Annotated in this window: 13 protein-coding genes; 7 read left to right on the plus strand and 6 right to left on the minus strand. The window is 61.5% G+C overall.

Translation table 11 applies throughout. The features are described 5' to 3' along the window. The first annotated feature begins 59 nt into the window (after positions 1-59). Positions 60-1,601: a cation:proton antiporter gene (locus N2A41_RS24480; protein ID WP_260111307.1), complete on the plus strand. Its 1,542-nt coding sequence runs from the start codon at positions 60-62 to the stop codon at positions 1,599-1,601. A gap of 90 nt (positions 1,602-1,691) precedes the next feature. On the opposite strand, the gene N2A41_RS24485 is transcribed toward N2A41_RS24480, so the two are convergent. Next, on the minus strand, positions 1,692-2,750 hold the full coding sequence (locus N2A41_RS24485; RefSeq protein ID WP_260111308.1) for a LacI family DNA-binding transcriptional regulator: 1,059 nt from the start codon (positions 2,748-2,750) through the stop codon (positions 1,692-1,694). 246 nt (positions 2,751-2,996) lie between these two features. On the opposite strand from N2A41_RS24485, the gene N2A41_RS24490 reads away from it, so the two are divergent. The 6 genes from N2A41_RS24490 to fba all read left to right on the plus strand — a co-directional run bounded on the left by N2A41_RS24490 (position 2,997) and on the right by fba (position 9,924). Further along, entirely contained in the window at positions 2,997-3,980 is a 984-nt protein-coding gene (locus tag N2A41_RS24490; RefSeq protein ID WP_260111309.1) for an autoinducer 2 ABC transporter substrate-binding protein, read from the plus strand. Between the two features lie 126 nt (positions 3,981-4,106). Further along, positions 4,107-5,621, plus strand: coding sequence for a sugar ABC transporter ATP-binding protein (locus tag N2A41_RS24495; protein ID WP_260111310.1), 1,515 nt, complete (start codon positions 4,107-4,109; stop codon positions 5,619-5,621). After that, on the plus strand, positions 5,614-6,642 hold the full coding sequence (locus N2A41_RS24500; RefSeq protein WP_260111311.1) for an ABC transporter permease: 1,029 nt from the start codon (positions 5,614-5,616) through the stop codon (positions 6,640-6,642). The genes N2A41_RS24495 and N2A41_RS24500 overlap by 8 nt, the downstream gene beginning before the upstream one ends. Beyond that, entirely contained in the window at positions 6,642-7,628 is a 987-nt protein-coding gene (locus tag N2A41_RS24505) for an ABC transporter permease (protein WP_003550846.1), read from the plus strand. The genes N2A41_RS24500 and N2A41_RS24505 overlap by 1 nt, the downstream gene beginning before the upstream one ends. Before the next feature lie 11 nt (positions 7,629-7,639). Continuing rightward, entirely contained in the window at positions 7,640-8,488 is an 849-nt protein-coding gene (locus N2A41_RS24510) for a sugar phosphate isomerase/epimerase family protein (protein ID WP_260111312.1), read from the plus strand. Between the two features lie 371 nt (positions 8,489-8,859). After that, positions 8,860-9,924, plus strand: a complete 1,065-nt coding sequence (gene fba, locus N2A41_RS24515) for a class II fructose-bisphosphate aldolase (protein WP_003550843.1) — start codon at positions 8,860-8,862, stop codon at positions 9,922-9,924. A 120-nt stretch (positions 9,925-10,044) separates the two neighbouring features. Here fba and N2A41_RS24520 read toward each other — a convergent pair whose 3' ends face one another. From N2A41_RS24520 to N2A41_RS24540, 5 genes are all read right to left on the minus strand, one after another. Beyond that, positions 10,045-11,796, minus strand: coding sequence for a glycerol-3-phosphate dehydrogenase/oxidase (locus N2A41_RS24520; protein WP_260111313.1), 1,752 nt, complete (start codon positions 11,794-11,796; stop codon positions 10,045-10,047). 37 nt (positions 11,797-11,833) lie between these two features. Next, on the minus strand, positions 11,834-13,363 hold the full coding sequence (locus tag N2A41_RS24525; protein WP_260111314.1) for an FGGY-family carbohydrate kinase: 1,530 nt from the start codon (positions 13,361-13,363) through the stop codon (positions 11,834-11,836). Between the two features lie 36 nt (positions 13,364-13,399). Further along, positions 13,400-14,242, minus strand: a complete 843-nt coding sequence (locus N2A41_RS24530; RefSeq protein ID WP_260111315.1) for a DeoR/GlpR family DNA-binding transcription regulator — start codon at positions 14,240-14,242, stop codon at positions 13,400-13,402. Positions 14,243-14,392: 150 nt separating this feature from the next. Continuing rightward, positions 14,393-15,340 (minus strand): D-ribose ABC transporter substrate-binding protein, encoded by a 948-nt coding sequence (locus N2A41_RS24535; RefSeq protein ID WP_003550839.1) that lies wholly within the window; start codon positions 15,338-15,340, stop codon positions 14,393-14,395. 111 nt (positions 15,341-15,451) lie between these two features. Further along, positions 15,452-16,504, minus strand: a complete 1,053-nt coding sequence (locus N2A41_RS24540; protein ID WP_003550838.1) for an ABC transporter permease — start codon at positions 16,502-16,504, stop codon at positions 15,452-15,454. Positions 16,505-16,507 lie beyond the last annotated feature (3 nt).

The raw sequence follows: 16,507 nt of genomic DNA on the forward strand, positions 1-16,507 counted from the left end.
AGCTTTACATCGGGGCGGCACCCGCTTCAATGTGCTCGAAAGCCTGCTAGTATGCTGAAATGACGTTCTTCGAAACACTTGTTGCATTGCTGGCGGTTGCCATCCTGCTGCTGCAGGTCACGCGTCGTATGCGCCTGCCCTACCCCGGCATTCTGGCTGCCGCCGGCGTCGCCGTGGCGATGTTGCCCGGCGCGCCCACGATCCCCATCGATCCGCCGACGGCGCTCGCTCTGTTCATCGCGCCCGTTCTTGTCGATTCGGCCTATGACTTCCCGGTGGGCGCGGCGCGGCGCATGCTGCTGCCGTTGTTCTTCTATGCCGTCGTCGCTGTTCTTGTTACGACAGGCGTGGTCGTGTCGATCAGCATGCTGACGGTCGGGCTTCCGATTGCGGTTGCGGTCACACTTGGCGCAATTGTTTCGCCGCCCGATGCCGCAGCCGCCACGGCAGTCCTTTCCAATTTGCCGGTCGCCCGCCGTGTGGATGCTTTGCTCAAGGGAGAAAGCCTGTTCAACGACGCGACCGCTCTGCTGCTTTTCGGGGCCGCGCTGACTGTCCAGGCGCGGGGTGGGCTGGATGCCGGGACGGCACTTCAGGTGGGGTTCGCCGCACCCGGAGGAATCCTGTTCGGCATCGCCTTCGGCTTTTTTGTCTCGCGGCTTCGGCCGATAACCGAAAACACGGTCGGCGGGACCCTGCTTCAATTCGTCTACGCTTTTTCGACCTGGCTGATCGCCGAACATCTGCACCTGTCGGCTGTCCTTGCCACCGTGGCGAGCGCAATGACGCTCGCCACTCTCTCTTCGGTCAAGGATTCACCACGGATGCGGGTGCATTCCTTCGCCGTCTGGACGACGGTCGTCTTCCTGCTGAACGTGGTGGCTTTCCTGCTGATGGGCCTGCAGGCGCGCCGCATCCTTGAAGCGATGTCGGCCGAAGAGCTTCAGCGGGCGATGGGATTTGCCGCCATCGTAGTGGTCGGCGTCATCCTTTCGCGCATGGTGATGGCGTTCCTGCTTCACGCCGTCGTCGCGTCTCGCCACCGAAGCGGCCATGAATTGGCGCCTTTCACATCCGGGGAAACCTTGCTGGTGGGTTGGGCCGGTATGCGCGGCCTCGTTACGCTGGCGACGGCCTTCGCGCTTCCCGCCGACTTTCCCGAGCGAGACCTGGTCGTGCTCACGGCCTTCACGGTGGTGCTCGCAACCCTGGTCATTCAGGGGGCGACCCTGGCTCCGATGATCCATTTCCTGAAACTCGGTCGGCAGGCAGAAGTCCGCGATGAGCTCAAGGCGGCCCGGAGATCGCTCGCCGAAGCTGCCTTTCAGCGGCTTGAGAAGGAAGGCGGCACCGAGGCCGAAGCGATCCGGACGATCTGCAAGGATCATTGGACTGCATCAACCGATGCAAACGAGACCTCGCCGCTCGATCGCCGCCGTCACCTGACGATCGCCGCCGTTCTTGCCCAGCGCCAGCGGCTCGAGGAATTGCGCGACACAGATCAGATCGGCGCGACGCAATATCTCGAGCTGCAGGAAGACCTGGACTGGAAGCAGCTTTCCGTCGGCTCCGATGAAGATCGCCGCATCACAGAAAGCTAGATCCGATAAGGCAGTTATTGATGCCAACGCAATCGGCATCAAGGTGTCCGTTGCTGCGTCAGCCCAGCCTCGCCAACGCGGCAGGACGCATTACTCGATATCCTTCAGCGCGTCGAGCGGGCCGGTCAGTGCCGTGCGGGGTGGCACGAGTGTCGGCCGCACCAGATGCGTGATTGGCGGACGGCGGTCCGCATCGAGGATCGCAAACCCCTTGGTGATCATCGTTTCGCTGTCCTGCCGGATCATGAAGACGGGGAAAGGCAGGAAAGAGCCGAAGGGATCGTAGTCGTAGCAACCGACGATGATATCGGCGAAGGTCTCGTGCGGGTGCAGGGCGAGGAAGCGCATCAGCCCTTCGAGATTGATCGAGGAATTAACGAAGAATGCGCGCGGCAGCTTTCCGTGGCCTTCGTAGAAGGCTTCGAAGGCGCGGGCCGTCATGGCGGGTGAATAGCCGGTCGGCTGGATGCAGACGTCGGGATCTGCGCCCAGCAATGCGCGCTTTACGTCGCGGAAACCGCGAATTCGCTCATGGCTGGCATGGTCGTTGCGGCCGCCGAACAGGTACAGATCGTCAGGTGAAGGCGGTCCATCCTCCTGCGCGCGCTCGATGATCGCCTGTGTCAGCATGCGCGCACCTCCATAATTGTCGCTGATGATCGACGGCGCCAGCGTGCCGGGCAGATCGATGTTGACGTGTTTCAGCCCTGCTTTTTCGCAGACCTTGTGCACGCCATCCGGATCGGTTGCGCCGGCGATGAAAAGCTCATCGATCGAATAGGAGATCAGTGTCTCGACGACCTGGCGCTCCTCCTCCGGGTCGCGACAGGCACTGACGACGAGAGGGCACTGGCCGCGGCTTCTGACCTGCGCCTCGAAAGACTGGGCCATCGAGGAGAAATAGCGGTTGTCGTGCACTGGCAGCAGAAGACCGACGAGACCGGAGCGGGACGAACGCAGGCCACGAGCCTGCAGGTTTGCCGTATAGCCGTGCTCGTTTGCCAGCTTCTGAATGAGCTGCGCCGTCGCCTCCTTGATACGCCGCTTCCGCCAGCTTCCGTTCAGCACGGCGCTCACGGTGGAAGGCGACGCACCCGATAGCATCGAGAGATCGTAGATCGTCGCCTTCTTCTTGCCGATGTCGGTCATATCTCGCCTTTCCTTTGTCGCTTCCCTTAGAAACAAACCCCTCTTGACGAAAGCCCTACCTTGATCGATAGTCATTGCACCATCGATTGTGCAAAAAAGAAAGATCGATTGTGCAAAAGATGGTTCGCCGGAGGAGGCGGGATGGGAGGCAAGGGTATTCCCTCGCCAAGAAGCAACCAGGAACAACCTGCCGCAAACCGGCCGGTGGTCGTCGTTCGTATGAGCGACCTTTGAGGAGGAGTGAGGATGAGGAGCCTTATCGTAGCGGCATTTGCCGCATCGCTGTCGCTTGCCGGGGCGGTGGTCGCGTTTGCGCAGGACGCGCCGAAGGTCGGCGTTGTCGTCAAGATCGGCGGCATTCCATGGTTCAACGCGATGGAAGCCGGCATCAAGGAACAGGGCCAGAAATTAGGCGTCGATGCCTTCATGATCGGCCCGACCAGCGCCGACCCGGCGCTGCAGGTGCGCGCCATCGAGGATCTGATCGCCCAGGGCGTCAAGGTTATCGGCGTGGTGCCGAACGATGCCAAGGTGCTCGAGCCCGTGCTGACGAAGGCGCAAGCCGCCGGCATCAAGGTCATTACCCATGAATCGCCTTCGCAGAAGGGCGCCGACTGGAATTTCGAACTCGCATCGGCCACCGGCTTCGGTGAAGCGCATGGCAAGCTGCTCGCCGAGAAAATGGGCGGCAAGGGCGAATATGCCGTCTTCGTCGGTTCGCTGACCGTGCCGCTCCACAACGCCTGGGCGGATGCCGCAATCGCCTATATCAAGGCGAATTACCCGGACATGAAGCTCGTCGGCGAGCGCTACGGTGTGGCGGAAGACGTCGACAAGAGCCGCTCGACGGCGCTCGATCTCATCGCTGCGCATCCGGATCTGACCGGCTTCCTCGCCTTCGGCAGCCAGGGTCCGATCGGCGCTGGGCGCGCCATCGAGGAACGCCGCAAGACGGGCAAAATCTTCGTGCTCGGCCCGTTCTCGCCAGGCCAGGGCCAGAAGTTGATCAAATCAGGCGCGATATCGGGCGGCTTTATGTGGAATCCGAAGCAGGCCGGCGAAGTCTTCGTCACGCTCGCCGATCGCCTGATCAAGGGCGAAAGCATCAAGGAAGGTGATGATATCCCGGGTCTCGGCGTGATCAAGCCGGTCGGCAATAACATCATCGTCGATCAACTGCTGCCGATCAACAAGGATACGGTCGACGACCTGGCCGCTATGGGCCTCTGAAGAGGCCCCCTCCCCGGGTGTCGGGCTGGTCCATGTCGACCGGCCCGGCGTTCGGGAAAGAGAGCGGTATCCGGCCATGGCAGGACCATTGATCTTTCATGGCATTCGACGGGACAGGCAACCGGCATGAGCACGGCAACGGATGATGGTGTGAAGGCGCAGGCGCTTCTTTCGCTTCGCGGCGTCAACATGACATTCGGTGGTGTCAAGGCGCTGAAAAACGTTTCCTTCGAAGTCTTGCCTGGCGAAGTGCACTGTCTGGCCGGCGAGAATGGATCCGGCAAGAGCACGTTGATCAAGGTGATATCAGGCGTCTATCGGCCCGCAGACGGCGCCGAGATCGTCTTCGACGGTGAGACGATATCTCACATGACGCCAGGCATGGCCCAGTCCCGCGGCATCCAGATCATCTGGCAGGACCTCGCGCTCTTTCCGGAGATGAGCGTGGCTGAGAATATCGCCTTCCAGACCCTTTCCGGTTCGCGCCCGAGCTTCGTCAATTATGCCGCGATCCGCGCAATAGCCGAGGAAGCACTCGTCCGGCTCGGCGTCACCCTCGACGTCGACAGACCCCTCAAGGATTTCGCCATCGCTCAGCGCCAGATCGTCGCCATTGCGCGCGCGCTGGTCGGAGAGGCCCGGATCGTCTTCATGGACGAGCCGACGGCCTCCCTCACCCAATCGGAGACCGATCATCTGCTGGCGATCGTGCGCACGCTGTCGACCTCGGGCGTTGCCGTGGTCTTCGTCAGCCATCGTCTTGCGGAAGTGCTGGAAATCTCCTCTCGCATCACCGTGCTGCGCGATGGCGCGCTGGTCGGGGTCTATCCGGTGGAGGGCATGACCCAGTCTGACATCACCGAGCTGATGACCGGACGCACCTTCGACCAGAACGTTCGCGCCCGCAATGTATCGCAGAACCCGGTCCTGCTCTCCGTCAGCAAGCTTTCCCGGCCCGGCGAGTTCGAGGATATTTCCTTCGATCTGCGCCGTGGCGAGACGCTCGGGATCACCGGCCTGCTCGGCTCCGGGCGCACCGAACTTGCGCTGACGCTGTTCGGCATGCGTCGGCCCGCCGCCGGCACGATCTTGCTGGAGGGGAGAGCGATGCGCTTTGCCTCCAACCGCGAGGCGATCACATCAGGCGTCGCCTATCTCTCCGAAGACCGCCTTTCGCTCGGTCTCAATCAGCCGCAATCCATCGCCGACAATCTGGTCATGGCCTCGCTCAACCGCATCCTGGCTGGCCGACTCATTTCGCCGGAAAAGAAGCGCTCGCTGGTCGCGCGCTGGATCGCCGATCTCGGCATCAGGATTGGCAAGCAGGACGATGCGATCTCGACGCTTTCGGGCGGCAACCAGCAGCGCGTCGCGATCGCCAAATGGCTCGCCACCGATCCCAAGGTGTTGATCCTCGATGCGCCTACGGTCGGCGTCGATGTTGGCGCGCGCGCCGGCATCTTCGAAATCGTTGCCCGCCTCGCCGAGGCGGGGCTTGCGATCATCCTGATTTCAGATGAGGTGCCGGAGGTCTATTTCAACGCCGATCGGATCATCCATATGGAGAAGGGCCGGATCGCCGGCTGGCATGATCCGCGCACGACCACACTGAAGGACCTGGAGGCGGCGGTCTATGCGTAAGCTGTTCCTGGCCTATACGACTGAATTCGTGCTGTTTGCCGTCATCATCGCGATGAGTATCGTCCTCGCTTTTACGACCGACCGTTTCTTCACGCTCGGCAACGCCTTCGACCTGCTCAATATCAGCGCGGTCAACATCATCTTTGCCGTCGGCCTGCTCGTGGTGCTGATATCAGGCGGGATCGACATCTCCTTCGCCGTCGCAGCCTCGATCGTGCAATATGTCACTGCACTTGCGCTCGAGCGGATCGGCGGGGGCGGATGGGTATCCGGCTTTCTGATTTCGGCCGGCATCGGCATCGTGCTCGGCATGATCAACGCCTTCCTGATCCACCGCTTCCGCATCATCTCGATCGTCGCGACGATCGCGACCTTCAACGTCTATTTCGGCCTGCTGATGTTCTTCACCAAGGGTGTGTCGATCTACGATCTGCCCGACTGGCTAACGACCCGCGTCATCATCTACGAGCGCGAAATGGCCGATGGGAGCTGGGCCGAGATCACCTTGCCGGTTGTCGTCATGGTCGTCTGCACGCTCGCCACCTGGCTCTTCATTACTCGCACGACGACCGGCCGGCAGCTCTATGCCTTCGGCGACAATCCGGAAGGCGCGCGCCGCTTCGGCATCAATATCGGCGCCATGCAGTTCATCGCCTTCGGCTGGCTTGGGTTGATGGCAGGCATCGCCGGGCTCATGCAGGCGCATTATGCGCAGGAGGTCGTGCCGAACGCACTTTATGGCCGCGAGCTCGATGTCCTGGCTGCCGTGGTGCTCGGCGGCGCGCGGCTGGGCGGCGGCAAGGGCTCGGTGCTCGGTTGCGTGCTGGGTGTGCTGCTTGTCTCGATCACCCAGAACGGCCTCAACCTGATGGGCGTCTCGCCCTTCGCCTTCAAGATGATCGTCGGCGCGATCATCCTCGTTGCGATCACCTTGTCGAGCGCCCGCATCGGCAATCTGGTGCCGGTGTTTGCGACCCGTAAATCGACCGGCGACAGGCCTGCAGACAGGGGAGAGAGCTGATGAACGCGCTCGCCGCCCGCTTCAACGCCATCTTCGGGGCCGACATGGCCGGTCCCCTCGCCGCGCTGGCGGTCGTGCTCATCGTCTTCGGTTTCGCCTCGCCGCATTTCCTGACGGGCGCGACCTTCGGATCGGTTGCCTTTCAGCTTCCCGAGCTTGGCGTCCTGACGCTTGCCATGCTGATGCCGATCCTCACCGGCGGCCTCAACCTCGCGATCACCTTCACCGCCAACATCGCCGGCCTGACCCTCGCCTGGACGCTGCAGGCCAATGGCGGCATCGAAGCCGGTCCGAGCGCCTTCCTGCTCGGCTCGGCTCTGGCGCTTGCCGTCGGCGCGGCAAGCGGCCTGGTCATGGGCCTCGTCATCGCCTTTACCCGCGCCCATCCGATTCTCGTTTCGCTGTCGATGATGATCTTCCTGCGCGGCCTCGGCGAGTTCCTGACACGCGGCGGCGATATCTCGGGCTTCCCCACCTTCATCGCTCCGATCGGCCACGGCAGCATCCTTGGCATCCCCGTCCCGTTGCTGATCCTGATCGCCTGCGTGATCGCCAGCCATATCCTGCTCTCGCGCTCAAAGCTCGGCTTTTCCACCTATATGATCGGCTCCAATATCGAGTCTGCCCGCTATTCCGGCATCAACACCCGCAAAGTCCTGGTGCTGGTCTATATGCTCTCCGGCGTGATGGCTGCGGTTGCCGGCATCATCATGCTTGCGCGCTTCAATTCGGTGCGCGTCGGCCACGGCGAGTCCTATCTGCTGATCACCGTGCTCGCTTGCTTCCTCGGCGGCATCAATCCCTTTGGCGGCTTCGGCCGCGTCCTGCCCGTCTTTGTGGCGCTCATCGTGCTGCAGCTTCTCTCTTCGGGGCTCAATCTACTCGGCGCCAACCAGCATCTCACCACTGCCGTCTGGGGCATCCTGCTCATCGTCGTGATGGTGCTGCGGTGGCTCTCGGCCAAGTTCATCAGAATCGTGAAATAGGAGATACGACCATGGAAGGTTTCGGCGTTCACACCAGCATGTGGACCATGAACTGGGATCGCGCAGGCGCCGAGAAGGCGATTGCCGGAGCCGTGCACTACCAGATGGATTTCATCGAGATCGCGCTGCTCAATGCGCCTGCCGTCGATGCCATACACACCCGCGACCTGCTTGAAAAGAACAAGCTGCGCGCCGTCTGCTCGCTCGGCCTGCCGGAACATGCCTGGGCTTCCGTCCGCCCCGATGCAGCGATCGAGCACCTGAAGGTTGCGATCGAAAAGACCGCAGAAATGAACGCCGAGGCGCTCTCCGGCGTCATCTTCGGCGGCATCGGCGAGCGCACCGGCCTGCCACCGACGCAGGGCGAATACGACAACATCGCCAAGGTGCTCGACGTCGCGGCAAAGCATGCTAGGAAGTATGGCATCCAACTCGGCGTCGAGGCGGTGAACCGCTATGAGAACCACCTGATCAACTCGGCGCAGCAGGCCATTGACATGGTGGAGCGTGTCGGCGCGGATAATATCTTTGTCCATCTCGATACCTACCACATGAATATCGAGGAAAAGGGTGCGGCAAACGGCATCCTGATCGCCCGCGATCACCTGAAATACATCCATCTTTCCGAAAGCGACCGCGGTACGCCGGGCTATGGCAACATTCCGTGGGATGCGATCTATGCCGCGCTTGCCGCAATCGGCTTCAAGGGCGGGCTTGCGATGGAAAGCTTCATCAACATGCCGCCTGAGGTGGCCTATGGCCTGGCCGTCTGGCGCCCCGTTGCGCGCGATATGGAAGAGGTCATGGACAAGGGCCTGCCGTTCCTGCGCAACAAGGCGGAACAATACGGTCTCATTTGACCCGGCTTGCCGGGTATTCCGCATTCCTGCAAAGGCGTTAAACCGACGCCCATGTTGGCCGTCTGCGATTGGCCACAAGCCATAACCGCAGCGGCCGCGCGAGGTGTCTGGCTGAAGAGCTCTCGTCATCGCCGGCAAGACCATGCGCCCCATCTCTTCAGCACATGTCTGGAATTTCATTCGGCGCGTGGATATGAAATGACTGCTGAGAAATATCATGCTCGTTGTGATATTGTTATTATTGCTTGTTACATTCCTCCTCCTATGCCATTTTGCCAATTAAAATAAGATGCTTGAACGGCTCGCGCCCGGGCTCTAGTTTCGAAGAGATGGCGGCGTTTCGATCGACCATCGATATGGGGGAATCTTGGATGGCACGCATTACGCTGAGGCAACTGCTCGACCATGCTGCGGAGGAAGGCTACGGCGTTCCTGCTTTCAACATCAACAACATGGAGCAGGCGCTCGCCATCATGGAAGCCGCGGACGCGTGTCAGGCGCCGGTTATCATGCAGGCGTCGCGCGGAGCCCGCGCCTACGCCCATGACATCATGCTGAAGCATATGATGGATGCCGTCGTTGAAATCTATCCGCATATTCCGGTCTGCGTGCATCTCGATCACGGCAACGATCCCTCCAACTGCATGACGGCGATCCAGGCGGGTTTCACTTCGGTGATGATGGATGGTTCGCTGAAGGCGGACGCCAAGACGCCTGCCGACTGGGCCTATAATGTCGGCGTCACCAAAATGGTGACCGATATGGCGCATTTCGGCGGCATCTCGGTTGAAGGCGAACTCGGCGTTCTCGGTTCCCTGGAGACTGGCATGGGCGAGGCCGAGGACGGCCACGGCGCCGAGGGCAAGCTTTCGCATGACCAGCTACTGACCGATCCGGACGAAGCCGTGAAGTTCGTGCGCGAAACCAAGGTCGATGCGCTCGCTATAGCGATGGGCACATCGCATGGCGCCTACAAGTTCACCCGCAAGCCGGACGGTTCGGTGCTGGCGATGAACGTCATCGAAGAAATTCACCGCAAGCTCCCGAACACGCATCTCGTCATGCATGGCTCGTCCTCGGTCCCGATCGAGCTGCAGGAGATCATCAACAAGTATGGCGGCCAGATGAAGCCGACATGGGGAGTCCCGGTCGAGGAAATCCAGCGCGGCATCAAGAACGGCGTGCGTAAGGTCAATATCGACACCGATGGCAGAATGGCGATGACCGGTCAGATCCGCCGCGTGCTGCAGGAGGACCCAAGCGAGTTCGACCCGCGCAAATATCTGAAGCCGGCAATGACGGCGCTGACCAAGCTCTGCAAGGAGCGGTTCGAACAGTTCGGCACTGCCGGCATGGCTGGCCGCATCACGCCCCTTCCCGTTTCGGAAATGGCGAAGCGTTATAAATCCGGTTCCCTCGATCCGGCTTTCTCCTGAAACTGGGCTAGAGCATGATGCCGAAAAGTGTGAAGCGGTTTTCGGACGACATCATGCTCTAACTATATAATGTAGAACAGGATTCAGATTTTAGGCCGACCCGGCCTAAATCATCCTGTTCTAGCCTGCGGCCGGGCGTGCGGCCTTTTCCGGCCCGGCGGCGGCAGGCTTGCCCGTCAGCGTTTGGCCGTGGAAGCGGCTCAGCTGGCTGACAACGTCCTGGATTTCGCTGGCCGTCCGTTCGGCATTCCAATCGAGCGCTGCCCCGGCAACGCCGGCGATTTCCCGCAAGCCTTCCAGCGTCAACCGACCCTCGATCGCAAGCGTCGTGCGGCGCATCACGATGTCCGACAGATGGACGGCGATTTCGTTCCGGACGATCCAGTCGATCTCGCGGAGGCTGTAATGCGGCGCACCCGTCAGGCGCTGCTCGTCGGAATAGGCCGAAGGAGAAGAAAGCAGGGCCGCGGCCGTCGTGCCGTAGCGGCGGAGCAGTTCGTCGGCACGCTCGGCAGCAACGCCGCTGCGCGCCGCGGTATCGCTGATCCAGGCGTTACGCTGCTCAGCATCAACCGGAAAGACCTTGCCGCCGCCGATCGCCAGATAGCGTGTCGACTGGCTGCGGCGGCGCTGCAGCCGGGAGAGAACGGTGTCGGCGACCTCTTCCGCAAAACCGCGGAACGTCGTCCACTTGCCTCCGACCAGCGAAATGACCGGAAACGGTCTGCCGTCCTCGGGTTCCTTCACCGGCGCGGAGTGGTCGCGACTGATCAGCCCCGGTGCGGTCGCATCCGATGCCGGCAGCGGGCGGATGCCGCTATAGCTGTAAACGATCTGGTCGCGATCGAAGCGGAGCGTCGGCAGCAGCGAGCGGATGCTTTCGAGGAAATACTCCGTTTCGGGCTCCTCGCACGAGACATTGTCCGGATCACCTGCCGGAATGTCGGTTGACCCGACCAGCGCCAGCCCGAGATAGTCGTAGACCAGGCAGATGCGGCCGTCGTCGGCCTCGAAATAGATCATATGGCCGTTGAGGCTTCGCACCAATTCGGGATGGTCAAGCAGGATATGGGAACCCTTCGTGCCGCCGATCAGCCGCGATGGAGCGCCGAGCAAAGCGTTGACCTGATCGATCCAAGGACCTGCCGCATTGACGACCAGTTTGGGAGCGACGCTGAACTCGCGACCATCGGGCTGCCGGAAGGTCAAACGCCCTTCTGAAACGGCAGCCAGTGTCGCGAAATTTGCCGCGAGGCTCCTCGCATTCGCATCGAGACCATCACGCACGAGCTCATAGACGAGCCGCTCCGGCCTGCTGATCTTGGCATCGTAATAGATGCCGCCGGCGACGATGGCGGGGGTAATATGCGGCATCTCTCTGCGCGCCTGTTTCTTCAGGATCAGCCGGTGACGCGGCATGACTTGGTCGCGCGAACCGAAGAAGTCGTAGAGCCGAAGCCCGATCTTGATGAGAACCGCACCACGGCTGCGTGGCGCCGTCTTCGACCCGAAGAGTGTCCTGATCGCTGCCCAGATGCCGCGGGTCCAGGAAAAGACCGGAATGAAGGTCGGCAGCGGTTCGACGCAATGCGGCGCGTTCTTGAGCAGGAGGTTGCGCTCAAGCGTCGACTGCGCAACCAGTCCGAACTCACCCGTTTCCAGATATTTCAGGCCGCCGTGAATGAGCCGCGATGGTGCGGCGCTCGTGCCGGAGCCAAAGTCGGCCTTGTCGACGATCAGGCAATTGACACCCTGTAGCGAGAGGTCACGGAACAGGCCGGCGCCGTTGATGCCCGCCCCGATGATCAAAACGTCGATATCGTTCTCGCCGAGGTTCGAGAAGCGCTGCTGCAAATCGGGGGTCATGCTCATCGTCCTAAATCGCCCGCCGCAGCAGGCATTTGTCTTTTCAGTTTGCCGATTGCTCCGGTGCAAGCGCGGCAATCCTAGGCCAAAGGGGGATCATCGCGTCGGCAATGTCGCGGAACACCTGGTAACGCTTTTCATAATCCGCGCTGCGAGCCGCATCCGGGCGGCAAGTCTTCGCGATGGAGGCGGTGTCGCGCGGATCGCTCTGCGGATCGGCAAAGATACCGGCGCCGGAGCCGGCACAAAGCGCAGCACCCCAGGCGGCTGCCTCATCCGTCTCGGTTACCGTGACCGGCATGCCAAGCACATCGGCAAACATCTGCACGACGGCAGGATTGCGCGAGACGCCACCGGCGAGCCGCGCCTGATCGAAGGCAAAGCCGTCGCGAAGCGCGTCGACATGGATACGATGATTGAAGGCGATGCCTTCAAGCACGGCGCGCAGCATGTCGCCGCGGTCGTGCCATCCACCGAGCCCGAAGAAGCCGGCGCTCGCCGCCGCGCCATAAGGCGAGCCGAACAGATAGGGATGGAAGAGCGCCGTCGAGGGGCGCTCGAAGGCGGCATCGATCTCGGGCGCCAGCAGGGCGTGGATCGAGTTGCCTTGCAGCTCGCCATTCGTTCGCTCGGCAGCGCAGAGCGTGTCCAGAAACCAGTCGTAATTGGCTGTCGATGCAGGGGAGATCGACATGCTGTTCCAGATGCCGGGCGCAATCCCGTTGCGGCAGAACCAGCGCCGGTCGACACGCGGTTCCGACGAAAGCGTCTCGTTGATCGAATAGGTCCCGGCAATGACTGCGACAACGCCCTTGGCATAACCCCCTGCCCCGAGCGCCGAGGCCGTGACGTCGTGCAGACCGGCAACGACAGGCGTTCCTTCGGCAAGGCCCGTCAGCTGCGCGGCATCACGGGTCACGCGTCCGACGATCTGGTCGGAGCGCGAGGCTGGCGGCAGGGCGTGGACGAGATCCTGCAATCCAAACAGACGAAGGGCGTCCTCACTGTAGTTCTGCGTTTTGACATTGGTGAAGGAAGTGCTGGCTTCGGTGCGGTCCGTACCGATGACCCCGGTCAGGCAGAACCGCAGCCAGTCCTTGCAGCTGCAGAAATGGCCAATGCGCTTGTAGCGCTCAGGCTCCATTTCGCGGATCCAGGCCAGCAATGCCGATGGAGCGGAGACATGCGGGATCTGTCCCGTCAGCTCGATCGCCAGGTCGGCGACATCGCTCTGCGTCCACCGGTCGATGATCGCCCCTGCCCGGCTGTCCAGCGAGAGAATTGCCCGGCCGAGCGGCTGTTGGGCGTGATCGAGCAGGTAGATACCGTCTCCGTGCGCGGTAGCGGCAATGCCCTCTATGTCGCTTGCTGGCCGCCCGCTGAGCGAAATCGCTTCGCGGATGGCATCGGCCGTCGCGCTCCATAATTCATCCATGTCGCGCTCGATATGGTGGGCCTTCGGAATGAACTGCGTGACACGGCGACGCGCGGCTGCAAGCGGCGTGCCGTCGATATCGAAGATGACCGCCTTGGTGACTGTCAAACCACTATCGATCCCGAGCAGTGTCGGCATTTAAATTTACCTCATGAGGGGCAACGGCCGGCGCCGTCAGGAGCGCCCTCCGGCGCCCCTGGCGATGACCACGTTGATATCTCTGGACCGCATGCGGTCTATGTGCACCGGCTGGGTCTTGTCGTCGACGATAACGACGTCGAACTCATCCAGTGCTGCGAAACTGTGGAGTGCGCGCCGTTCGAACTTGGTATGATCGGCAAGCAGGATGCGTTTTACGGAACAGTCGAACATGGCGCGCTTGGTATCGACTGTTTCAGGAGACTGGTGCAGCACCGTGCCATCGCTGATCGCCGACATCGAGATGAACGCGACATCTGCCCTGAGAGCCTTGATCTCGTTGATGGTCATGCGACCCATGAAGGCATTGCACCAATTGTAATACTGGCCGCCGAGGGCGAGCAGCGTCACGTCGTGCAGGCCCGTCAGCGCATTCATCAGAGTCAGGGAATTGGTAATTGCCGTGACCGGCGCCTTCGAAGGCAGATGCGCCGCCATCTGAAGAACCGTGGTCGAGTCATCGAAAAAGATCGCCTGCCCCGGTTCGACGAACTGCATTGCCGCCTCGGCGATCAGCTTCTTTTCGGCCGACTGACGGTGCGAGCGATAGACGTCGCTGGATTCGATGAGATTGGTCGCCGCCGCCGTGACGATACCGCGCGTCTTCCTGAAGAGGCCGCGGCTGACGAGTTCATCGACATCGCGATGAGCCGTCATCAGGCTGATCCCAAAGCGGTCGGTCAGGTCTTCAATCCGCATCGAGCCTTCACCCATCACGGCCTCTGCAATCATGCGGCGGCGCGCGATCTGGCGCGTCTGCCGGCTGTCGCTGGTGAGCTGGTCCAACAGATCGTCGTCCCGGCTGGTCTTCTGTGTCACGGGTCACCCCTGTCGCTGAATTATGGATCCCAGCTTCGTACAGTGATTGCCGCGCCAAGGCAAAAAGGCGAAGCGCAACCGGCGGTTGGATCGTGGGCCATCGCTTCCAGCATGAAAATGAGGGCGCTCTAACGAGCGCCCCTTTACCGTTTACTGCGCCAGAACGAACGGGCCAGTGTACTTGTCGATGTTGTCCTTGGTGATCAACAGGCAATCGAAGAGCTGTTTTTCGCTCTTGGCACCCGTGTTACCCGTCTTGATCAGATTGTCTGCCTGCTTGACGGCTTCTTCGGAGAAGACGGCAACCGGTTGGAGGACGGTGTATTGGAGTTCGCCCGCCTTGATGGCGGCAACGGCATCCGGCGAACCGTCGAAGCCGCCGACCTTCACATTGGCGAGCTTGCCGGCTTCCTTGAGTGCGGCGATCGCACCGAGCGCCATTTCGTCATTGCCCGAGATGACGCCGACGATATCCGGGTTGGCCTGCAGCATGGACTGCATCTTGTTGTGGCCCTGGGTGCGGTCCCAGTTGGCAACTTCCTTGGCGACCTTCTTCAGATCCGGATACTGCGAAAGGACAGTTTCGTAGCCATTCGACCGCGTTGCCGCGTTGTTGTCTGACGGTGCGCCGAAGAGTTCGGCATAGTTGCCCTTGTCGCCGATTGCTTCGACCCATTGCTGCGCGCCGAGGGCGGCACCTTGTGCGTTGTTGGAAACAAGCTGCGCCTTCGCCAGGCCTTCCTGGTTGATTTCGGCGTTGACGAGGATGACCGGGATGCCGGCAGCAACGGCCTTCTTGACCGCACCGACGGAACCGTCGGCGTTTGCCGGGTCGAGGATGATCGCCACCGATTTGTTGGTGATCGCCGTATCGATCAGGTTGCTTTCGGTATTGGTGTCACCCTTGTGGGCGTTGACCGAGGCCGTGTAGCCCAGCTTTTCGGCGGTTGCCTTGGCGACATTGCCTTCCGTCAGCCAATAGGGATTCGACGGATCGTTGACGATGATCGTCATCATACCCGCTGCCCAAGCCGAGCTTGCCAGAAGCGGTGCTACGGCCGCGGCGGCCAGAAGTATGCGCATGCCTTTCTTAAACATAGTCTCTCTCCCATTCGTGAGCTCAGTTATTGCCGGTGATCCGGCGTTGCTTTCCCCAATCGGCTTTCTGGACTCCAGCCTGCCGTCGTGGATAAGTTTCGGTCTCAGCCGTCAGGACGATTTGACCCGGCGGCCGTATTGGATGCTGTTCATGAGGACGGCGAGAACGATCACGGCGCCGGTAAATACGGTCTGCCAGTAGGCCGAGACGCCGATGATCACGAGGCCGTCCGAAAGGAAGCCGATGACGAAGGCGCCGAGCATGGTGCCGCGGACCGTACCGCGGCCGCCGGTCAGCGCCGCGCCGCCGATGACCACGGCTGCGATCGCCGTCAGTTCGTAGGTTGTGCCTGCCGTCGGACCGGCTGAGGTCAGCTGCGAGGAGAGGACCAGGCCGGCAATCGCAGCACAGACGCCCGAAAGCACATAGACGATGATCTTCACGCGCTTGACCGGGACACCGGAGAGGTCGGCGGCACGCTCGTTACCACCTGAGGCGTAGAGCCAGCGGCCGAAGGCGGTGCGGCTCAGCACGATGCCGCAAACGATCGCGAGAACCGCAAGCACGATGACCCCGATCGGAATGCCTGCGAGCCGGTTGAAGCCGAGCCAGTCGAAGCCGGTATTGCCGAGTTCCGGACGGCCGCCGAGATTGTTGTAGGTCAGGCCGTTGGTCATCAAAAGCGCGATACCGCGGGCCACGTAGAGCACGCCGAGCGAGGCGACGAAGGCCGGCACCTTGAGATAGGCGATCAGCACGCCGTTGACCGCACCGACCAGCGCACCGAGCGCACATGTGATGACGACGACGGCCCAAACCGGCGGATAGAGAATGACGCCGAAATAGGTGAGCGTGACGCCCTGCATCAGGAAACCGGCGATGCAGCCTGCAAGCCCAAGCGTCGAACCGACCGAAAGGTCGATGCCGCCGTTCAGGATGACGAGCAGCATGCCGATCGCCAGAATGCCGAAGATCGCGACGTGCGACGCCATGATCAGGAAGTTGTTCAGCGTGAAGTAATAGGGCGACAGGAACGAGAAGACCGCGATGATGACGATCAGCGCGAAGAAGGCCCGTCCCTCCAGGATGAGACGCACGATATTGGTATTGCGCTTCGGCCCGCTGGAAACTGATTTCTTTTCGGTGACGTTCGTGACTGACATAAT

Source organism: Rhizobium sp. SRDI969, from assembly GCF_025152725.1.
In the GTDB taxonomy this organism is placed as follows: Bacteria; Pseudomonadota; Alphaproteobacteria; order Rhizobiales; family Rhizobiaceae; genus Rhizobium; species Rhizobium leguminosarum_I.